This is a genomic window from Acinetobacter sp. ANC_7504 (genome assembly GCF_056779995.1).
In genome coordinates this window covers 81,964-102,748 of the sequence record NZ_JBWYIZ010000007.1, presented here as the reverse complement: position 1 = coordinate 102,748, position 20,785 = coordinate 81,964, and the positions used below count along the sequence as shown (strand labels likewise).

Genomic DNA, 20,785 nt, shown 5'->3' with positions numbered 1-20,785 from the left:
GATTTACTCGAATTTATTGTTCATCTTCTACAGAGAATAACCCCGTAGAGAGATAACGATCACCACGATCACACACGATACATGCAATCACAGCACTAGGATGTTGTTCAGCGATTTTTATTGATGCCCAAACTGCACCACCAGAAGAAGTACCAGCACTAATTCCTTCCTTACGTGCCAATTGACGAGCCATTTTTTCAGCTTCAATTTGTGGAATATCCATAATTTGATCAACGCGAGAAGCATCAAAAATCGTCGGTAAATATTCTTGAGGCCAACGGCGAATACCTGCAATATTCGACCCTTCAGATGGCTGTAGACCAATAATTTGAATATTTGGATTTTGTTCTTTGAGGTATTTTGAAATCCCCATGATGGTTCCCGTTGTTCCCATCGAACTTACAAAATGCGTAATTTTACCGCCAGTTTGTTGCCAAATTTCTGGACCAGTTGTCAAATAGTGTGCTTGGACATTGTCTGGATTACCAAATTGATTGAGTACTAAACCTAGACCATCTTTTTCCATTTGCAATGCGATATCACGAGCTTCTTCCATATTCTCGGATTCAATAAGCTCAGCACCATACGCACGCATTGCATCTTTGCGCTCTTGACTAGAGCTTGCAGGCATAATCAATTTCATTTTATAGCCACGCATTGCCGCAACCATGGCTAATGCAATACCTGTGTTACCGCTAGTCGCTTCGATCAGCGTATCACCTGGCTTAATGTCACCACGTTTTTCAGCTTGCATGATCATGTTATATGCTGGGCGATCTTTGACAGAGCCCGCTGGATTATTACCTTCCAGTTTTGCCAATACAGTCGCTTGAGTATGACTTGCCAGACGCTGTAACCTAACCAATGGGGTTTTACCCACATAGTGGTCTAATAAAAAATCGTCTGATTGAAAATCTACTTGTGTATTACTCATTATTTGCACCCATATTGAGGTGCAGGTATTGTATGAAAAAAAGTATCTCACTGCATCAATTTCAAAGGCTTTTTAATGAGGGTGATTAAAGCACCATCATTTTTTTAAAGCGTGCTAATATGCCCAACATGGGGAATGAGTCACTCTGCACATGTCGAATTTGAATAAAAAAATCTTCAATCGCTTAAAACTAAACCATGCTTATGGGCAATTGATTGCCCTCATTTTTGTACCCATTGCGGTACTGGCAAGCGTCGGCTCTGCACTGGTACTCACAGAAACGTCTAATTCCGCAAAATCAGAACAACGCTTTGCCGCAAATGCAATTTTAAGTCGTTATAAATACACGACAGAAAACCTACTTATTGCGCTTGAAAAAAACCCCTCACAAGCGCAACAAGACCGCGCTAAAAGCATCTTACAAAAGATGTTTAATGAAAAGTATTTACTCAGTGTCGCAGTCCTAGACCAACAACAAAAACCTTATTTTGGGTTAGGCTATCGCAATGATAAACCTTGGCCTAGCTTCCCGACCAATGTACAAACATTTGGTCCGATTAAAGATCAACATAATCATATTTATGGCTTAGCATTAAATACGCCTGATCAAAGTAAAAAATGGCTTGTTATCGAGCTAGATAATCAACCTCTAGCCATTTCTCAATATCGTGTTTTCATTGTACTGATCACGACGGGTTTGTTGACACTTTTACTCTTATTACTGTGCTTGAACTTTTATTCACGACGTTGGATTGCGCCTATGTACGAAATACGTATGCAATTACAGCGACTCAATGCAGACACACTCGACCAACACATGGTCATCAATAGTACTGGCGAGTTAAGGTTACTCCAACGTGATATTGCGAATGTCGTTAAGCGTCTACATTTCAGCTTTTTAGAGCTGAAGGAACATACCGAGCAGACCGAAGACGATTTAAGACGTACGCTTGATACACTTGAAGTGCAAAATATTACTTATAAACAAGCACGCGATCAGGCCATCTCATCCAATCAGGCAAAATCTGTTTTTCTTGCCAATATCAGTCATGAGTTGCGTACCCCGCTGAATAGTATCGATGGTTTTATTCACTTGTTATTGCGCCAAGAGAATCTCAGCAATGATCAAAGCCTGTATTTGCAAACGATTCGCAAATCATCAGCACATCTTTTAGCACTGATCAATGACGTCTTGGACTTTTCAAAAATTGATGCCGGTAAACTTGAATTAGAAACCGCATCATTTGATTTAGAAGAAGCGATCTTCGATGTTATGGACATGTTGTCGCCATTAGCCGCCCAAAAAAATATCGACATGGCCTTCTACTATGCCGATAACATTCCAAAGTATGTGATTGGCGATGCTTTACGTTGTAAACAGATTTTGACTAACCTGATTTCAAATGCCATTAAATTCACCCCTGATGGTGAAATTATTGTACGTGTTCGCATGGAGCATGACGATCTAGAACATTGCCTATTACATTTCAGTGTTCAAGATAGTGGTATTGGATTAAGTGGTACAGATCGGAAACGGTTATTTGAATCTTTTTCTCAAGGCGATGCTTCCGTCACTCGTCAATTTGGTGGCACAGGTTTAGGCTTAGCAATCTCAAAACAATTGGTTAATCTGATGCATGGCCAAATTGGCTTTGAAGATAACCAAGAACGCGCCCCAACTGAAAAGGGTTCAACATTCTGGTTTACTGCGAAATTTGCGGTTGATGAATATGAAATTATTCATCCGCAACTCCATGACATGCGTGTCATCTCCTATTTAGCCCACCCTGCAACTGCCAATGTTTTACGTCATTATTTAGAAAATTACGGTGTTGAACACACAGAAGCTCAATCCATTCTAGATTTATTCAGCCGTCTAAATGGTTTGACACATCAACCTGAAAATACGTGGTTGATTGTAGATCACAGTGGTGATCCAGAGGCTTTATTAAAAGAGATTCGCGGACGTTATCAAGGTCACTTGGCCGTATATGGCTATCAGATGGCGCTCGACCTCAACATGTTGAATGAATACAAAGCGAGACCACTGTATCAACCTCTGAGCCGTTCATCATTAATTCAGCTTTTGGAAAATCAGCCAATATTTGAAGTAGAACCTCATGATAACTTTAAAGCCCTTAATTTACATGTACTTGCAGTAGACGATCATCTACCAAACTTAATCGTTTTAGAAGCTTTGCTCGGCGAAATTAATGTTCAAACAACTAAAGCGCAAAGTGGACAAGAGGCACTACAAATTTTACAACAACAGATTCAAAATGATGAAAAGCCGTTTGATCTGATATTTATGGACATTCAAATGCCAGTGATGTCCGGCATCGATACGACTCGTGCGATCAGGTCACTAGAATCCACCATCGAGGGACGTCACACACCGATCATTGCACTTACAGCACATGCTTTAGCAGATGAGAAACAAAAGTTGCTTAAAGTCGGCATGGATGACTATGTCACCAAACCAATCCAAATGGATCAGATTATTCAAATTCTGACCCATTGGAGCAGTGATAAGTTTATTCATCCAATTAAATCCCAAGAAAAAACTTTACGTATCGAAACCTTAGATCATCAGGTTTTAGATTGGAAACAGTGCGTTCAATTGGCAGCGAATAAAGAAGACTTAGCACAAGATTTATTGAAGATGCTGGTGGACAGCTTCCCGAATGAACTTGCTGAAATAGAACAACTCATCGAACTTGAAGATTATCCGCAGCTCGAACATGTATTACACCGTTTATATGGGGCAACACGCTACGTCGGCACTCCGAATTTACAAAGCATCACAGGTGAATTTGAACAGTTCGTTTCAACGCTGCGTAAAGAGCGTAGAAAAGCAGATGAGCAATTTATTGAAAATGTGATGAAACGACTGGATGAATTAAAAGACGCGATTGTACAAGTAAAAGAAGCAGCCGAGTCTATTTTGAATCATTAATAGACGATCAACGCACTGTATTAGGCAATACGTGATGACTCTACTGTCACGACAGTCTATTTTGGACATGTTATGCTTAAAACAAGGAACAATAAACTCGAGTCACAATAATGGCTGTAATACGTGTAGAAAAAAATAATGGAATTGCGACGGTTTTCCTAAATCGTCCCGACAAACGTAACGCGATGAGCTTTCAACTTTTGAAAGAGTTGGTGCAAGTCGCAAAAAAAATTAAATCTGATCGTACTATCCGCTGTGTGATTCTCACTGGTGAAGCCAACGTATTTAGTGCAGGTATTGATTTAACAGACCTGAATAATCCACAAAATCGTGCTTATGCCGCATGGGAACTCATTAAGCCTGGTCAAAGTCTATTTCAAAAAGCTTTTTTAATCTGGCAAGAACTCCCTGTTCCAGTCATTGCAGCTATTGAAGGGTATTGCTTCGGTGCAGGTATGCAATTGGCTTTAGCGGCTGATATTCGAATTGCTCACCCCAACACCCAAATGTCGATTATGGAAACCCGTTGGGGCTTAGTTCCAGATATGGGGTTAACACGCTCAATCAAAGGTATTATTGGAGTCGACCTAGCCAAAGAATTATCATTAACAGCACGTGTATTTGATGGTCAATATGCCAAAGAAATTGGATTGATCACACATGTTGATAACGCGCCGATGCAAAAAGCTCAACAGCTTGCCGACGAAATGTTGCAGCGCTCACCTGATGCCTTAGCTGCAGTAAAACAAGTCTTAGATGCGATGGAACACGCACCCAAAAAATCACTTCGTCTTGAGAAAATTTGGCAACTCAAATTACTCCTTGGCAAAAACAGTCAAATTGCGCGTAAAAAAGATAAAAATCCAGATTTGGAATTTCTACCACGTCAATTCAAATAAATTGGTTTTCAAACTTAGATCAGGGATTAGCTTCAATAATGATTAACGGTCAAACTAAAATCGCATTCTTAGGTATGGGTTTAATGGGTAGCAGAATGGCGACTCGATTGATACAGGCTGGGTTTTACACTGCTGTATGGAACCGAAGCCCCAACGCATGTGTGCCGTTAATCCAGCTTGGGGCACTTCCCCTTCAACTCTCTGAGATAGCACAATTTGATCTGATCCTAACTTGTTTAGCCGATGACAATGCGGTAGAGGCTGTTTTTTCTCAAATTGAATCACTGATTCAACCCGAGCAGATTATTGTGGACTTCTCGAGTCTATCTGTGGATAAAACTAAAAATCTTGCACAACGTGCAACTGCTAAATCAGCGCATTGGATAGATTCTCCTGTGTCAGGTGGAACAGCTGGTGCTGAAAATGGCAGTTTAGTTATTTTTGCTGGCGGACCATCGAGCATAATCGAATCTTTACAACCAATGTATCAAGTTCTTTCACAACGTGTAACCTGTATGGGTGAAACTGGAACAGGACAAGCCACCAAAATTTGTAATCAACTCATCGTTGCTGCAAATAGCACACTCATCGCAGAAGCTGTTGCTTTAGCAGATCAGGCGGGTGTTGATACTCAACTGCTTGCACCTGCCTTAGCAGGTGGATTCGCCGACTCTAAACCTTTTCAAATTTTAACACCACGTATGGCAACGCATGAGTTTGAGCCTGTGCAATGGAAAGTTCAGACGCTGTCTAAAGATTTAAATAATGCCTTGAGTTTGGCTCGACAATTTGACCTTAATATTCCTGTCGCTCAACAAGCCTTAGAACAATTGAAAGCGCATCAATCCAATGGCTTTTCTGAATCAGACCTTGCCTCAGTCATTCTGCAAGTTGAACAAAACAATAAATAGGTCGCATTCAATATGAAGCTCGCTGTTAATTTATCGATGATCTTTACAGAAGTTCCACTCATTGAACGCTTTGCGCTGGCTGCTGAATATGGGTTCCAACATGTAGAAATTCAATTTCCATATGAGCTGAGTATTGAGCAAATTCAGCATGAACTTAATGAACATCAACTTAGCTTGTGTCTCATCAACGTTCCTGCCGGAGATTTAATGCAAGGCGGATGCGGATTAGCAAGTATCCCAAGTAAAACTGATGAATTTAAACAAGCTGTTGACTTAGCGATTGAATATGCATGCTCACTCAATATACCTCGAGTGAATATTTTGGCTGGCAAGCAACCAGATAATGTTGAATATCAGGTCTGCTATGAAACCTTAGTCTCAAATCTTAAATTTGTCAGCGAGATCTTCACAGCGCATGGGATTCAACCCGTTTTTGAGATGATTAATGGCTTTGATATGCCCAACTTCATGATTCAAACAATGCATCAAGCCAAAGAGTTACTGAAAGACGTCAATCATCCAGCTCTAAAAATGCAATTCGATTGCTATCACATGGCTAGAATGCAAGAAGACCTGATTCTGTCACTCAAAGAAAATATGCAACACATTGGGCATATCCAATTTGCAGATGTACCAGGTCGACATGAACCACTCACAGGGATAATTGACTATCCCGCTATTTTTGAATGCATTGCAAATAGCATGTATAAAGGATTTGTCGCAGCCGAATATCGCCCCCAATCTCATTCAACAGATTCTTTCGAATGGAAAAATAAACTTCTTTAATATCATCATATTGTGGTATAAAATTTGTTCAAAGTTTGAATTTTCAAGCAGAAAGCGCTATAGTGAAAGATGAGTTATAGTCAGGAAAATACACTTCTCATGAATTTAGAACCATCGCCCGGCGCTTCTAATTCTCACGAACTCTCTTTGAATTCTCCAAAACAAGACGTTCAAGCTTGCTTAAAAGTTGTTCAAGAAGCATTGCTTGACGTTAAAGCAAAAGAAATCACAACGATTGATGTTAGCGAAGTGAGCAATGTTGCAGATGCAATTGTCATTGCTTCAGGTACTTCCACACGTCACGTGAAAGCGCTTGCAAACAACGTCGCTGATGAAGCACGTAAAGCAGGTTTTCGCCCTATCGGTATTGAAGGCGAAAGCGATGCAGAATGGATCCTTGTTGATCTTGGCACTGTTGTAGTACATCTGATGTTACCTACAGCACGTAAGTTTTATGATCTAGAAAACTTATGGCGTAATGCTTCAACTACAGATTCTGTAGCATAAACATATTAAAGCGACCTTCTTGGTCGCTTTTTTATACTGTGCATTTTAAATTTATAACAATAAAGCCAACAAAAAAGAACTCACTAATTTGGTTTACCTTGATATGACCATGATAAAAGCCACAAGAACAGATCACGATGCATTAGTAGAAACATTAATGCAATCCTTTTGGAACGAAGAGTTTTGCAACTGGGCGATCCAAGCTGAAAAACTGAGTTTCCAACAAAAACATGAAAAACTAGAGCAATTCTTTAGTATTCAATTGAAAGATATCGCTCAACCATATGATGAAGTCTATACCAATCCCGATCGCTCAGTTGCTGCACTTTGGATTCCACCAAATCAGTGGGATTTAAATCTCATTCAGCAGGTTAAACTACTCCCTCAATTAACGAAGATTATCGGTTTAAGACAACTGGTGAAATTTATTCACATCATTAATCTGGTGCAGAAACATCATCCCAGTGAGGCGCATTATTATTTACAACTCATAGGTGTAAGTCCTGACCACCAAGGACAAGGCTTAGCCAGCAAAGTCTTAACACCTATTCTCACAAAGAGCGATCAACACGGTATCCCATGTTATTTAGAAACTGCAACACCAAGTAATGTTGGACTCTATCGTCATTATGGATTTGAAGTGATCTTTCACCTTCGCGATCTGCCCTACGATGCACCTGAAATTTGGGGAATGTGGCGAAAACCTACACATGAAAAATAAAAAAACCACCCGAAGGTGGTTTTTTTAAAACAGTCTATAAATTAGTGACCTGTACCATTAATGGCTTTCGTCATATCTTCAACAACTTTCTTCGCATCACCAAAGATCATCATTGTTTTGTCGTTATAGAACAAGTCATTATCAAGACCCGCATAACCTGTCGCCATAGAGCGCTTGATCACCATAATGGTACGAGCTTTATGTGCTTCAAGAATAGGCATACCATAAATTGGCGAGTTTGGATCATCTTTCGCTGCAGGGTTAACGACGTCATTCGCACCGATGACCAACACCACATCTGTTGCTGGGAAGTCTGAGTTAATCTCATCCATCTCTAAGATGTCTTCGTACGGAACATCTGCTTCAGCTAAAAGGACGTTCATGTGACCAGGCATACGACCTGCCACTGGGTGAATCGCAAAACGTACAGTTACACCTTGCTCTTTCAATAAATTTGCAAGCTCTTTCACCGCATTTTGAGCACGACCTTGCGCCATACCATAACCCGGTACAATTACAACACTGTCTGCATTTGACATTAAGAAACCAGCATCGTCAGCAGAACCAGAACGGTAGTTGCGTTGAACTGCTGCACCAGCTGCTGCTGTCGGTGCTGCAGCACCACCCATTGCACCACCAAACAATACGTTGATGATTGAACGGTTCATTGCTTTACACATAATATAAGACAGAATTGCACCTGATGAACCTACAAGCGAACCTGCAACAATTAACATGTTGTTTTCAAGCGTGAAACCAATCCCTGCTGCCGCCCATCCAGAGAATGAGTTAAGCAAAGACACCACAACTGGCATATCACCACCACCAACAGGCGCAATCCATACCCAACCAAAGGCTAAAGCAAGTGCTGTCATTGCCCAGAACGAGGTCATGTTACTCGTCAAGAAGAAGTGAATCCCTGCTGCTAGCATCGCAATAAAAATCAAAGCTTGAACAGGTTTAACCCATGCACCTGAAATCGTTTTTGCCCATTTCTTTGCCGCCAATTTACCATAAGCAAATACCGATGCAGTGAATGTAATGGCACCAACGAAACACCCTACGAATAATTCGAATAAATGTACGCGACTCATTTCATGGAAGTTCACACCATTTGCAGCCAGTAAGTCTGGCCCAAGCTCGACGAGCTTGTTGTTGTGAATAATTGCAGCGATCGCAATCAACACTGCAGCAAGACCCACGAGTGAGTGCATGAGAGCAACTGTTTCTGGCATTTGTGTCATAGGCACTGTACGAGCTCGAGCAATACCAACGACTGCACCCAATACCATTGCACCGACAATCATCCATACCACAGGATTATCAGCAACAAAGAAAGTTGTTAACACGGCGATTGCCATTGCAATCATACCGTAACGGTTACCTGCAATTGCTGTCTTAGGACCAGACAAGCCACGCAAAGTTAAGATAAAAAGAACGGCACCGATTAGGTAAAACCAATCCGCATACTCACGAATAAATTCCATGTATTAACCCTCTTTTTTCTTTTGCTTTGGCTTAAACATTTCAAGCATACGAGCGGTTACAGCGAAGCCACCGAAAATATTAATGCTTGCTAAGAAAACAGCGATCGCACCTAATACACTCACCACATTGATGGTATCGAAACTCACAGCCCCCTCAACACCCATAACAGGTAGACCAACAGTTTGGATCATCGCGCCGACAATAATAATTGAAGACAATGCATTCGTTACGGCCATCAGTGGCGTGTGAAGCGCAGGTGTCACTCCCCAAACAACGTAATAACCTACGAAGATTGCGAGGACAAAAATTGTAATAGTTTCAACCATGATCAGTCTCCTTAACCACGCTTCAACAGCACTTGACCACCATGAGTGACAAGCAATGCTTTTTGGATTTCATCTTCTTGATTAATGCTGTAGTTTTTATCTTGATCAAAAAGCGTTTCAACAAAGTTATAAACGTTACGTGCATATAGCGCTGAAGCTTCTGTAGAAACGGTCGCTGGAATATTTGGAATACCCAAAATTTTCACGCCATTATCAGTCACAACAGTTTCACCGCATTTTGAGCCTTCAACGTTACCGCCAGTTTCAACTGCCATATCGAGGATGACTGAACCTGGTTTCATTTTGGCAACTGTTTCAGCTTTAATTAAGCGCGGTGCATCACGACCTGGTAAAAGCGCCGTCGTGATCACGATGTCAGCATTCGATACCGCTTTGTCTACAATTGCAGCTTGGTCTTTAATATATTGTTCACCAGGCATCCAACCATAACCATTTTTTGCAGCTTCATCGGCACGCGCTTGCTCTTCTGCTGACATTGGTACGTCTAACCATTTACCGCCTAAAGATTCAACTTGATCTTTGGCTGTTGGACGTAAGTCTGTCGCTTCAACAATAGCACCTAAACGTTTGGCTGTTGCAATCGCTTGTAAGCCTGCTACACCAACACCCATAATGACTACACGAGCTGGTTTAACCGTACCCGCCGCTGTCATTAACATTGGGAACATACGTTGGTACTCTGCCGCCGCAAGAAGCACAGATTTATAACCTGCCAAGTTTGCTTGTGATGACAACACGTCCATATTTTGGGCACGAGATAACGTACGTGGTAATAACTCAAGTGCAAATGCAGACACTTGCTGAGCAGCGAATTGATCAAGTTCCGTATTACGGTACGGATCAAACATCGCAACCACTGTGGTGTTTGGGGCTAATTTTTGTATTTCTTCGCCTTTAGGTGCGCGAACTTTTAAAACCAATTGACTGCCGGTATAAGCATCATCAACAATTTTTGCACCAACCTGTTCATAGGCACTATCAATATAAGCAGCTTTAACACCTGCATTACGTTGGATAACGACACTGTGACCAGCACCAATTAACTTCTTTACTGTTTCTGGTGTCGCAGCTACACGACTTTCACCAACTACAGTTTCGGTAGGGATTCCGATCTGCATGAGCATTCCTCAAGCTAATTTTTCTTAAAGTAGATATCGCATTCCTGCGATATACCCCTGGATGTATTCATGTGAATTTTTTGGATTCTAATTGAACTTTTTTAAATTACCACCCAATATTTATTTAATAAATACCCTCATTTTGAACTCATGATTCACAATCATCACAAAATTTCATGGTATTTGATCTATCATTTTCATAAAAAATAGTTCCAGATTCGTTCAATTTTCGATCCATTTTTTAACAAAAAAGAAACTTTTTTCTAATTTATCGTCAGTATAGGGAGCTTGACTTTATTAAGCTTTGATCATTCTGACATTTTTTAGCTTTCTTTTTATCCCTTTTGATTGTGTTAAAGCGCCGTGCATGTCACATTTTTAGTTGCTTCTTTCATTCTCATAAATCTCAATTTGCCGAATTGACAAAAAATCAGACTAATCGATTCAAATTCTCACGACATTCTTAAAAATTATAAATAAGACAAAATTTAGATAAATCTTGGTTTTAAAATTGAGCTTAAATTTTGGCTGAACATGAAATACAAGCTGACTGATTCTTGAAAAGAATGCTTACAAACCGTGCAAAAAAAATTTGAAATATTTTTTTGATGTATTTTTTGGGTTGATAGACCACTGTTTTTTTCATATTACGCACCACAATGATGCATTTAAACAAAAAATCAAAACGCCTTATGTCGCTAGGTAGGTGATTTAGCGAAAATTAGAGATTGAATTTTAGAGCTTACAATGAAGATTGGCTTATACTTCCATTACTTAAAAATTGATTTTTAACATTTATGGTACTTAAGCTGACTCCCACTCAGTTAGGGAGTTTATGTGCGCTGTTGGCAGCATTCTTGTTTAGTAGTAAAGCGATCTTAATCAAACAAGCTTATGCAGTTTCTGAAGATGTTGATGCAACATTGCTGGTTGCCTTAAGGATGCTCAGTGCCTTACCCGTTTTTCTTTTTATTTGTTGGTTGAACCGACACCGTAATCGCGGATTTTCAGCGCAGGATTGGGCCCTACTCTTCGTTGCTGGTTTGATTGGATATTATTTTTCAAGTTGGCTCGATTTTATGAGTCTGATGTACATCAGTGCCTCTTTGGAGCGTATTATCCTATTTCTATATCCCACCATGACAGTAATTGCATCAAGTGTAATTTTCAAACATCCTCTTTCAATGAAGACTATTTTTGCGATTGGACTAAGTTATGGCGGCACGCTTATAGTGATGCTCCAAGAACAAAGCAATGTGCCTCATGAAAGTAATTTTTGGCTAGGTGTAAGTTTAGTTTTCGCAAGCGCGATTTGCTTTGCGAGTTATCTATTGATGACTCCAAAATTAATCCAAAAATTTGGATCGTGGAATTTTACGGGCTTAGCAATGTCTATCGCCTGCTTAGGGACGATTCTTCACTACTTTATTGCTCAGCCAAGTCCTATATCCAATATCCTTCAACAACCCATAGAAATAATCGGATATGGTGTTGCATTAGGTATTGGGGTAACGGTGATTCCAACTATTCTCATTGCGCAAAGTATTGCTCGTTTAGGTGCTTCTCAAACAGCCATGATTGGTTCACTTGGTCCAATTCTGACCATTATATTGGCAACTATCTTTTTAGGGGAATCAATGAATATGATTCAATGGTTTGGTTGTGCGCTGAATATATTGGGTGTGATGATGATTACGCTTTCCAAAACTAAACTGAAATAAAGACAACATTAACCTCACAGTTCAAATTTCAAAATAATGCTTCACGATGAAACTTAGTCTTCATAGTGAATTTCTATTTTCCCTTGATCATCGTCAAATTTAATGTCGAGTGGAACAAAGTGGGAACCCGACGATGTAGACCCCATTTGATCATTTTCATTTCTTAATGGGCATTCAGTTAAAGATAAGCACCCACAACCAATGCACCAATCCAGTTGTTGACGAAGTTGAAGCATATTTAAGATTTTTTGATCTAAAATTTTTTGCCATGCACTCGATAATGCGGTCCAATCTGATTTAGTCGCGGTTTTATTCTTAGGGAGTATGTTAAATGCTTGCTTCACTTCAGAGAGTGAAATCCCAACCTGCTGTGCCACTTTGATGATGGCAATCCTTCTCAGCATATATCGAGGATATCGCCGTTGATTTCCTTCCGTCCGCACACTCCAAATAAGTGCTTTGTCTTCATAAAATCTGAGTGCTGCGACCGATACACCACTTCGAGCAGCTAACGCGCCTATACTGAGCCACTGTTGTAATTTTTGTTCTTCCATGCTTGACCTCAAGTTAAGTTGAGCTTTCATAATTCTCTTCTAAGCTTAATCCAGAGAAGATAGAATGACAAAACCAAATAAGCCAACGTTTAGTTTAACCACTAAAAATCCGCCTCAGCTTTATTCTCCAAGGCAACTTGGATATAGCCACATCTGTGAGGTCAAACACTTCAACACAGTCGTTCATATATCAGGTCAAGGTGGTGAAAATGCCGACGGACATTATTCCACTGATTATTCAGAACAACTCAACCAAGTCTTCGAAAATCTCAAAATCGCTCTCAGCTATGCACATATCGACTTTTATAACATTGCTGTTCTAAGCGTTTTGATTGTCAATTTTGACCAACAAAAACATCACCTGTTAAATCTGAAAATGAATACAATATGGAAAGATCAAAATTTCCCAGCATGCACACTAATCCCTGTGTCTCGCTTGGCATTAGACGCCATGCAAATTGAAATCGAAGCCACAGCTTACTGCTCCTCATCCACTGAGCCATTTATTCATGTATAACGATCTTGACGATTTAAATAAAAAAGACATCACGAATGACACTGCTTTACTTTGGTTGATGGCCATTGCTTGTGGTATTTGTGCAGGCGCTAATTATTATTCGCAGCCCTTAATTCACTCTGTTCAACTTTACTTTAATGCCCCTGCAACAGATGTGGCATTAACTGTCACTTTGGCTCAAGTCTCTTATGCTGTCGGACTGCTTTTTATCGTACCACTTGGTGATATTCTCAATAAAACGAAATTAATCCCATTTTTAATGTTCTTTGCAGCAGTGGGATTATTTATTTGTGCTTTTTCGCTCAACCTTTATATGTTATGGGCTGGCACAATTATCACTGGGCTTTTCTCAGTTGCAGCACAAATTTTGATTCCGTTTGCCACGATGGCGGTTCGACCAGAACGAACAGGCGAAGTCGTCGGGTTACTGATGAGCGGATTATTGGTTGGTATTTTGATTTCGACCAGTTTAGCTGGTTTGTTATCCAACTTATTTAATTGGCAGCTCATTTATATCGTCAGTGGAATTTTGATGTTAATGGTCGCTGTGGTACTTAATATTCGTCTGCCTTATATTCCTAGCTCTAAAATTAGTTATTTTGCTGTGTTTAAATCCATGGGGCTGCTACTTAAAGAAGAGCCTCGTTTAATCTATCGCTCTATCATTGGTGCCTTTGCATTTGCAACGATGAGCATCCTATTCTCCACCATTTCTATTTTACTTAAATCCTCTTTTTCTCTTGAAGATGTCATGGTGGGTTTAGTCACTTTGGTTGGCGTATTTGGCGCCTTGTCCACCAAGAAAATTGGTAAGATCGCCGACCGTGGTTACGTCAAACAAATCACTTGGTTTGGCATTTTAATCCTAGGTAGCGCATGGATATTCCTTTATTTAGGTGCATTCTATTTAAGTTGCTATATCATCGGTTTTGGACTGATGAATCTCGGTCTAGCATTGGTGCATAGTAGCAACCAGAATGTGATTTTTAATTTAAGACCGGATGCTAAATCTCGTGTAAATTCACTTTATATGACCAGCTATTTTATTGGTGGCGCAAGTGGTTCCGCGCTAGGAATTTATGCTTGGGATCATGGTGGATGGGCAATGGCGTGTATCGTAGGATTAATCTTGGTCAGTTGTACGGCACTATTCACGCTAGTGGATCAACGTTATCATCGAACCCAACTAAGCTAACTCGTAAAATATGCATGTTAAGCCTCTATAAATAGAGGCTTTTTCAATAATTTAGCCTCTGCAGTCATCATTCAGTCCTCTAAAGCTGTGTATCTCTTGTGCGTAATCACACACACTGTTCACTATCATTATAAAAAATATTCGTGAACAAGAATGAAAGCAGTTGTATGTCATCAAAATGAATTAACACTTGAAGATGTCAGCCATCTAACACCATCACAAGGACAAACTTTATTAGAAGTTGTGCGATGTGGTATTTGTGGCAGTGATTTACATATGCAACATAGTTGTGACCACATGCATGAACTTACGGCTAAAGTGGGTCTAAAAGGTGTTGCAAAGTCAACAGACCGTTTTGTCATGGGGCATGAATTTTGCGGTCGTGTTCTAGATTATGGTCCTAAAACTAGAAAAAAATTTAAAACAGATACCTTAGTTTGTGCGATGCCACTATTGAAAGTTGATCAGTGGTGTTATCAAGCGACTGGTCTTTCCCCTCAAGCTTCTGGTGGTTATGCCGAACAAATCTTGGTGCAATCTCAACTCATGTTTGCGGTGCCAAATGGATTACATCCCGATCTTGCAGCAATGACCGAGCCAATGGCGGTAGCTTTACATGCAGTACGTCGGAGCAGAATAAAGAAATCAGAACCCGCAATTGTTATTGGTTGTGGTCCAGTAGGCTTAGGTGTCATTTTAATGCTCAAAGCGATTGGTGTGAAAAAAATTATTGCCAGTGACTTTTCACCAAATCGCCGTAGGCTGGCTCAACTTTGTGGCGCAGATGTCGTCATTGATCCTAAACAATCATCGCCTTTTGAGAGTTGGAAAGAATACGGTTTATTGGGTGATGCTTCTGAAGCGATTAACTATGGAATCGGTATTTTTGAAAAGATTCAGTCTATGCATATTCCATGGTGGCATGCGTGGCGTGTGGCTGACAAATTAGGTGCTTTACCCAAACGTCCTGTGATTTTTGAATGTGTCGGGATGCCAGGCATCCTTCAACAGATTATTAACGGTGCGCCATTATTTTCTAAAATTATCGGTGTGGGTGTATGTATGCAATCCGACAGCATCGAACCCGCTTTGGCTTTAAACAAAGAAATCGAAATCCAGTTTGTGATTGGTTATACGCCACTTGAGTTCAGAGATGCGCTCCATATGATCGCTGAAGGTCAAATTGATTGTTCTCCTCTGATAACGGGCGTTGTAGGTCTTGCAGGAGTCAAAGATGCTTTTCAGGCCTTAGGTGATCCTGAACAACACGCTAAAATTTTGGTCGACCCCAAAAAGACCGGATCTGATATCAGTGCACTTTAGATAATCTTTAGGTTCTATACGACATAAGTGCTCAGCGATTTTTTTACTATGGGGCTCAAACTTGATCAGATTCCCTTATTCATCCTGCATGATACTCAATCGAACTTTAAATTTTTAATTTCATCTATGAATAGATCTTAAACAAGGAAGTTTTATGTCAAATTTAAATCACATGCCTTTCAATGTTGAAGCAAGTTGTTCTTGTGGCGCAAATACTTTTCGCTTTTCTCATGCACCCATCGCACATTTTATTTGTCACTGCCAAGTTTGCCAAGAATATACAGGTCAGACATTTTCCGATGTTTTGGTATTTCTAAAACAAGATGTTTGTGATTTGAATATTAAACAGACTACTTTTAAACGTTTGAAATCACCACCCAATATCCGTCGTGGGATATGCAAACAATGTCATTCCCCTTCTATTGAATTTGGAATATTAGATCAGTTGGTATTTATTCCTAAATGGAACTTAAAAGACTTCTCGCAAGTTCCCCATGAAAATATGCATATTTTTTACCATCGTCGTGTGCAAGATGTAGCTGATAATTTGCCAAAATATAATGGTTTTATCCAGAGTCAAACTCAAGCAGCTAAGTTTATTTTAAAAGGGTTAACTAATAGAATCCTAAAATAAAATCACTAATAAAATATGACTTCACTTGAACACTGTTTAAACCAATGATTGAAAAATTTAAATTAGATCTCTTTCATAAATCAAAAAAAGATCTATCCTTTACTGATTATTTGTACCGAATAATTTTAAATATTCATACATAATTTGCGAATGAAATACATCGACTCAAAGAAGCTTTCTGAAACACATTTTAAGCGATATACAGGCATCTCATGGTCAATCTTTGATTTAATGGCTGAACAGCTAAAAATGCTTGTACCTGCTAAAGGTAGACCATCTAAGTTAAGTGTAGAAGATCAAATCCTTCTGTGCTTAAGTTATTGGCGTGAATATCGAACATTGTTTCATGTCGCAACGAGTTATGGTGTATCAGAGCCTACTGCTTCAAGAATCGTCCGCCACGTAGAGGATTGCCTGATCAAGTCCAATCTATTTAATTTACCCAAGAGTTTGCCTGAAGGCGAAGGTATCGACTGGAATGTGGTGATCGTAGATGCTACAGAAATTCCAATACAAAGACCTAAAAAAACAGAAGAAAAGCTATAGTGGTAAGAAGAAAGCTCATACTTTCAAAGTACAAGCCCTTATCCATTATAGAACACAGCAAGTTCTGAGTTTATGCACGAGTTGTGGTGCTGTACATGATTTCGAGCTTTTCAAACGCAACATGAATCAAATTCCTAAAGGGTCTTTTATCCTTGCAGATAAAGGCTATCAAGGGATTTATACGGTGTATCCAAATAGTCTATTTCCATTAAAAGCAAAAAAGTACTGTAAACTAGATCCCGAGCTAAAAGTTTACAATCAAGAAATCAATAAAAGAAGAATTGGAATTGAGCATGTATTTGGGACTTTGAAGACCTTCAAAATCCTTGCTGAGCGATATCGCAACCGTGGCAAAAGATTGGGATTAAGATTCAGTTTAATCGCAGGGATTTATAATTTAGAACTGAGTAAAAATGATTTATGAAAGAACCCTAATATTTATACCAAGCAAAAAAATATAATAACCAAGAGGCTTTGTTTCAAACAATAATTCATAACCGCCTGATTCAAATCAATTAAAATAAAAAATTATATTTCCTATAATAAAGATTTATTCATATAAAAAAATTTATATAACAAATCCAAAGCTTCTGATAATATTTAAATTAATATTGAAAATATCCAACCACCTATAACATTGATATAAGAAAAAAAATACCATCTAATTTTAAGTAGAATTAATTTAAATAAAAAACTAAATATCCAAAAAAATGTATTTAAAGCAAAACATATACAAAAATAAGTGAGAATTAATGTTAGTTCCCCAAAAAATGAATTCTGATAGTGATCAAACAACAATTCAATACTGAGTACAAATGGAAGCGAGCCAATTACAATATTCCAGTTCAATATCTTTTCTCTTTTCTCTTTTAATTGCCAACCAAAGAGAGTCAATGTAGCCTGAAAAATAAAAAAATAAGTCAAAATGAGTAAAAAGTCTCCTGGGTTTTTAAAACCACTCATCATTTTGAAAACCCACATTTGGCTTCATAGCCCATATCCACACATCCTTTATCTATTCGATAAAGCAGTGTATTAAACTTCCTCAAAGTCTGGCTAAATATACCGTCCAGTTTAATACATGACGCCACATCACTTTGACCAATAAGTATTAAACATCTCTTTGATACCATCATCATCTTCCATATATTCCTCAGGTGATATTTTTAAAGCTACACCACTCAAATAAATTATTGCTTTCCATAGAAGCTCCTCTTCAGTAGGAGGATCAAAAAACAATTCATTATGGTCAAGCGCATTCATCCTTATTCTTGCCCACTCTTCAGCTTCCTCTCGACTGATTTTATGGGTCAATAAGCCGCTGAATACTTGTTGTACATCTGATAAAAATATTTTCATAACACCATTTCCCAGTATATTTCACATTCTTATCAAATAAATGATGTGTTTTAGTTCCATTAGGCTTTGTTGCACAAAGCTATTCTTAAGGGCTTCTTCAGCCATATAATTTTCAAATGAAGAAGCCTACACATAATCTACCGCACAACCAATTGGCCCGCATATAACCGAGCACTCATTAATCGCGGAAATATTGCCATTTGGTTTGATCCTACTACGCAATGGTATGCTCTATCAAAAGGCAAACAAGGACGAAATCAAACCTACTCCGACGCAGCCATCCAATGCTGCTTAATGATTAAATCCTTATTTCGTCTGTCTTTACGTATGGTCACTGGCTTTGTGCAAAGTCTGATTAAACTTTGCGGATTAAATTGGACAGCGCCAGATTACAGTACGCTTTGTAGAAGACAAAAGTATATTGATATTGCAATCAGCTACCAAAAAAGTAGCTATGGGCTGCATCTACTCATGGACTCTACAGGCTTGATGTTTCTAGGTAAGGGCGAATGGAAACGCAAGAAACATGGACCTGGATATCGTCGCCAATGGCGTAAGCTACATATTGCTATAGATGCTGAAACCTTTCAAATACGTGCTATACAGCTCACAACCAATAATATCAGTGATTCACAGGTACTTGGTGATTTACTTGATCAGATTCCACAAGATGAACAGGTTGACTCTGTTTATACCGATAAAACTTATGACACCAAGCAATGCCGTCAGGCTATTGCAGATCGGCAAGCGCATACGGTGATTCCACCTAGAAAAAATGCGAAACCATGGAAAGATACAAAGAGCAGCTCGCTAGAGCGAAATGAATTACTTCAAACAGTTAAACGTTTAGGTAGGACACTATGGAAAAAATGGTCAGGCTATCATCGCCGAAGTTTGGTTGAGACTAAAATGCACTGCATCAAATTATTAGGAGATAAACTCAGTGCAAGGAGCTTTGATAGCCAAGTCAATGAGGTTCATGCACGTGTAGCAGTCCTCAACAGGTTTACGGAATTGGGTCGACCACTTACCCAAGTTACGCCTTAAATTTGGCTCAATTAGGGGCGCTTTGCCTTTCAAATCTTTGTGCAACAAAGCCTTTAAAAATTAGAGATTCATTAACCTTTAGAAGCAGTATTCTTTAACACCTTCCTCAATGAACCATTTTTTAAATTATGGTAAGATGCCGAGCTTTTCACGATTTACTCAATCTAGGTTTCACCATGTCTTATATCCAATCCTTACAGCCTCGAATTTCCGTCGCACCCATGATGGATTGGACGACTCGTGATTACCGCTTTTTTGCACGTCTATTCAATCCAAATATCATCATGTACACCGAGATGGTGACCACAGGCGCAATTTTATTTGGCGATGCAGCCCGTCATTTAGATTACAGCAAAGAAGAACACCCTATTGTGTTACAGCTTGGTGGATCAAATCCTAAAGACCTCGCAACCTGTTCTAAAATGGCTCAAGATTGGGGCTATGATGAAATCAATTTAAATGTTGGTTGCCCTAGTGATCGTGTTCAAAACAATAAAATTGGTGCTTGCCTCATGGCTGAGCCTGAGCTGGTTGCTGAATGTATTGCTGAAATGCAAAATGCAGTTGATATTCCCGTCACGGTAAAACACCGAATCGGCATCGATGATATGCAATCGTATGAGGAGATGCTGCATTTTGTCGATACCGTTGCAAAAACGGGATGTCAAAATTTTATCGTGCATGCACGCATTGCTTTACTACAGGGTTTGTCACCAAAAGAGAATCGAGACATTCCGCCTTTACGTTATGAAGATGTCTATCGTTTAAAGCAAGATCGCCCAGAACTATTGATCGAAATCAATGGTGGGATCAAAACATTTGCTGAAACTCAACAACACTTACAACATGTGGATGGTGTCATGATTGGTCGCGAGGCTTATCACAATCCTTATCTACTGGCTGAACTAGGACAATTATGGAATTTGTCAGCACCTGATCGTTTTGAGATCATGCAGGAAATGATGCCATATATTGCAAAACGTTTAGCTGATGGTGCGCCACTTTCAGTGATTACACGTCATATTTTAGGCTTATTTCAAAACCTTCCTGGTGCACGAAAATGGCGACAAGCCCTGAGTGGGGGTAACGCGAAAACATTAAAAGATATTGAAAATGCCTTAATCGGTATGCAACAAGCCATTCAAAGACATGCTGAACAAGAAAGCTTAAAAATCAATGCTGAATAAACAAATTTCATCATTAAAAAGGTCTCTTGATAGAG

20 protein-coding genes and 1 pseudogene are annotated in these 20,785 nt (G+C 39.3%); 15 read left to right on the top strand and 6 right to left on the bottom strand.

Annotated elements, in window-relative coordinates:
- Positions 1–13: 13 nt before the first annotated feature.
- On the bottom strand, positions 14–934 hold the full coding sequence (cysM, locus tag AC1M9F_RS09205) for a cysteine synthase CysM (protein ID WP_481588705.1): 921 nt from the start codon (positions 932–934) through the stop codon (positions 14–16).
- Between the two features lie 151 nt (positions 935–1,085).
- Between cysM and AC1M9F_RS09200 the strand changes: the two genes are divergently transcribed.
- The 6 genes from AC1M9F_RS09200 (at position 1,086) to AC1M9F_RS09175 (ending at position 7,714) form a co-directional block, all read left to right on the top strand.
- Positions 1,086–3,890: a GacS-like sensor histidine kinase gene (locus AC1M9F_RS09200; RefSeq protein WP_481597615.1), complete on the top strand. Its 2,805-nt coding sequence runs from the start codon at positions 1,086–1,088 to the stop codon at positions 3,888–3,890.
- Between the two features lie 110 nt (positions 3,891–4,000).
- Complete coding sequence (locus AC1M9F_RS09195) at positions 4,001–4,789, top strand: crotonase/enoyl-CoA hydratase family protein (protein ID WP_092768311.1); 789 nt, start codon at positions 4,001–4,003, stop codon at positions 4,787–4,789.
- A gap of 35 nt (positions 4,790–4,824) precedes the next feature.
- On the top strand, positions 4,825–5,700 hold the full coding sequence (locus tag AC1M9F_RS09190) for an NAD(P)-dependent oxidoreductase (RefSeq protein WP_481597634.1): 876 nt from the start codon (positions 4,825–4,827) through the stop codon (positions 5,698–5,700).
- A 12-nt stretch (positions 5,701–5,712) separates the two neighbouring features.
- Positions 5,713–6,486 (top strand): hydroxypyruvate isomerase family protein, encoded by a 774-nt coding sequence (locus AC1M9F_RS09185; RefSeq protein ID WP_481597614.1) that lies wholly within the window; start codon positions 5,713–5,715, stop codon positions 6,484–6,486.
- Between the two features lie 99 nt (positions 6,487–6,585).
- Positions 6,586–6,993 carry a ribosome silencing factor gene (rsfS, locus tag AC1M9F_RS09180; protein WP_035265319.1) on the top strand — a complete coding sequence of 136 codons (408 nt, stop codon included), beginning with the start codon at positions 6,586–6,588 and terminating at the stop codon, positions 6,991–6,993.
- Positions 6,994–7,096: 103 nt separating this feature from the next.
- Complete coding sequence (locus AC1M9F_RS09175; protein WP_481590354.1) at positions 7,097–7,714, top strand: GNAT family N-acetyltransferase; 618 nt, start codon at positions 7,097–7,099, stop codon at positions 7,712–7,714.
- 41 nt (positions 7,715–7,755) lie between these two features.
- Here the strand turns inward: AC1M9F_RS09175 and AC1M9F_RS09170 are convergent, their stop codons facing one another.
- Genes AC1M9F_RS09170 through AC1M9F_RS09160 form a run of 3 tightly spaced genes read right to left on the bottom strand, consistent with a single transcriptional unit; the run spans position 7,756 to position 10,667 of the window.
- Positions 7,756–9,201, bottom strand: a complete 1,446-nt coding sequence (locus tag AC1M9F_RS09170) for an NAD(P)(+) transhydrogenase (Re/Si-specific) subunit beta (RefSeq protein ID WP_481597613.1) — start codon at positions 9,199–9,201, stop codon at positions 7,756–7,758.
- 3 nt (positions 9,202–9,204) lie between these two features.
- Positions 9,205–9,528 carry a proton-translocating transhydrogenase family protein gene (locus AC1M9F_RS09165; RefSeq protein WP_092768301.1) on the bottom strand — a complete coding sequence of 108 codons (324 nt, stop codon included), beginning with the start codon at positions 9,526–9,528 and terminating at the stop codon, positions 9,205–9,207.
- 11 nt (positions 9,529–9,539) lie between these two features.
- Complete coding sequence (locus AC1M9F_RS09160) at positions 9,540–10,667, bottom strand: Re/Si-specific NAD(P)(+) transhydrogenase subunit alpha (RefSeq protein ID WP_035265315.1); 1,128 nt, start codon at positions 10,665–10,667, stop codon at positions 9,540–9,542.
- Between the two features lie 797 nt (positions 10,668–11,464).
- Between AC1M9F_RS09160 and AC1M9F_RS09155 the strand changes: the two genes are divergently transcribed.
- Positions 11,465–12,388, top strand: coding sequence for a DMT family transporter (locus tag AC1M9F_RS09155; protein WP_481597612.1), 924 nt, complete (start codon positions 11,465–11,467; stop codon positions 12,386–12,388).
- A gap of 53 nt (positions 12,389–12,441) precedes the next feature.
- Here AC1M9F_RS09155 and soxR read toward each other — a convergent pair whose 3' ends face one another.
- Positions 12,442–12,942: a redox-sensitive transcriptional activator SoxR gene (gene soxR / locus AC1M9F_RS09150; RefSeq protein ID WP_035265311.1), complete on the bottom strand. Its 501-nt coding sequence runs from the start codon at positions 12,940–12,942 to the stop codon at positions 12,442–12,444.
- Positions 12,943–13,006: 64 nt separating this feature from the next.
- Between soxR and AC1M9F_RS09145 the strand changes: the two genes are divergently transcribed.
- The 6 genes from AC1M9F_RS09145 (at position 13,007) to AC1M9F_RS09120 (ending at position 17,581) form a co-directional block, all read left to right on the top strand.
- Complete coding sequence (locus AC1M9F_RS09145; RefSeq protein WP_481597611.1) at positions 13,007–13,459, top strand: RidA family protein; 453 nt, start codon at positions 13,007–13,009, stop codon at positions 13,457–13,459.
- Positions 13,452–14,654 (top strand): MFS transporter, encoded by a 1,203-nt coding sequence (locus AC1M9F_RS09140; protein WP_035265309.1) that lies wholly within the window; start codon positions 13,452–13,454, stop codon positions 14,652–14,654. The genes AC1M9F_RS09145 and AC1M9F_RS09140 overlap by 8 nt, the downstream gene beginning before the upstream one ends.
- A 153-nt stretch (positions 14,655–14,807) precedes the next feature.
- On the top strand, positions 14,808–15,977 hold the full coding sequence (locus AC1M9F_RS09135; protein WP_481588697.1) for a zinc-binding dehydrogenase: 1,170 nt from the start codon (positions 14,808–14,810) through the stop codon (positions 15,975–15,977).
- Between the two features lie 154 nt (positions 15,978–16,131).
- On the top strand, positions 16,132–16,611 hold the full coding sequence (locus AC1M9F_RS09130) for a GFA family protein (protein ID WP_481597610.1): 480 nt from the start codon (positions 16,132–16,134) through the stop codon (positions 16,609–16,611).
- Positions 16,612–16,761: 150 nt separating this feature from the next.
- The gene (locus AC1M9F_RS09125) at positions 16,762–17,157 is read left to right on the top strand and encodes a transposase family protein (protein WP_481597609.1); all 396 of its coding nucleotides are present in this window, start codon (positions 16,762–16,764) and stop codon (positions 17,155–17,157) included.
- Positions 17,105–17,581, top strand: a complete 477-nt coding sequence (locus tag AC1M9F_RS09120; protein ID WP_481597608.1) for a transposase — start codon at positions 17,105–17,107, stop codon at positions 17,579–17,581. The genes AC1M9F_RS09125 and AC1M9F_RS09120 overlap by 53 nt, the downstream gene beginning before the upstream one ends.
- Positions 17,582–18,249: 668 nt before the next feature.
- Here the strand turns inward: AC1M9F_RS09120 and AC1M9F_RS09115 are convergent.
- A complete protein-coding gene (locus tag AC1M9F_RS09115; protein ID WP_481597607.1) occupies positions 18,250–18,516 on the bottom strand; it encodes a hypothetical protein in 267 nt (88 codons plus the stop codon).
- A gap of 116 nt (positions 18,517–18,632) precedes the next feature.
- Here AC1M9F_RS09115 and AC1M9F_RS09110 point away from each other — a divergent pair.
- A pseudogene (locus tag AC1M9F_RS09110) lies at positions 18,633–19,563 on the top strand (IS5 family transposase).
- A 176-nt stretch (positions 19,564–19,739) separates the two neighbouring features.
- The gene (dusA, locus tag AC1M9F_RS09105; RefSeq protein ID WP_092766772.1) at positions 19,740–20,750 is read left to right on the top strand and encodes a tRNA dihydrouridine(20/20a) synthase DusA; all 1,011 of its coding nucleotides are present in this window, start codon (positions 19,740–19,742) and stop codon (positions 20,748–20,750) included.
- The last annotated feature ends 35 nt before the right edge of the window (positions 20,751–20,785 follow it).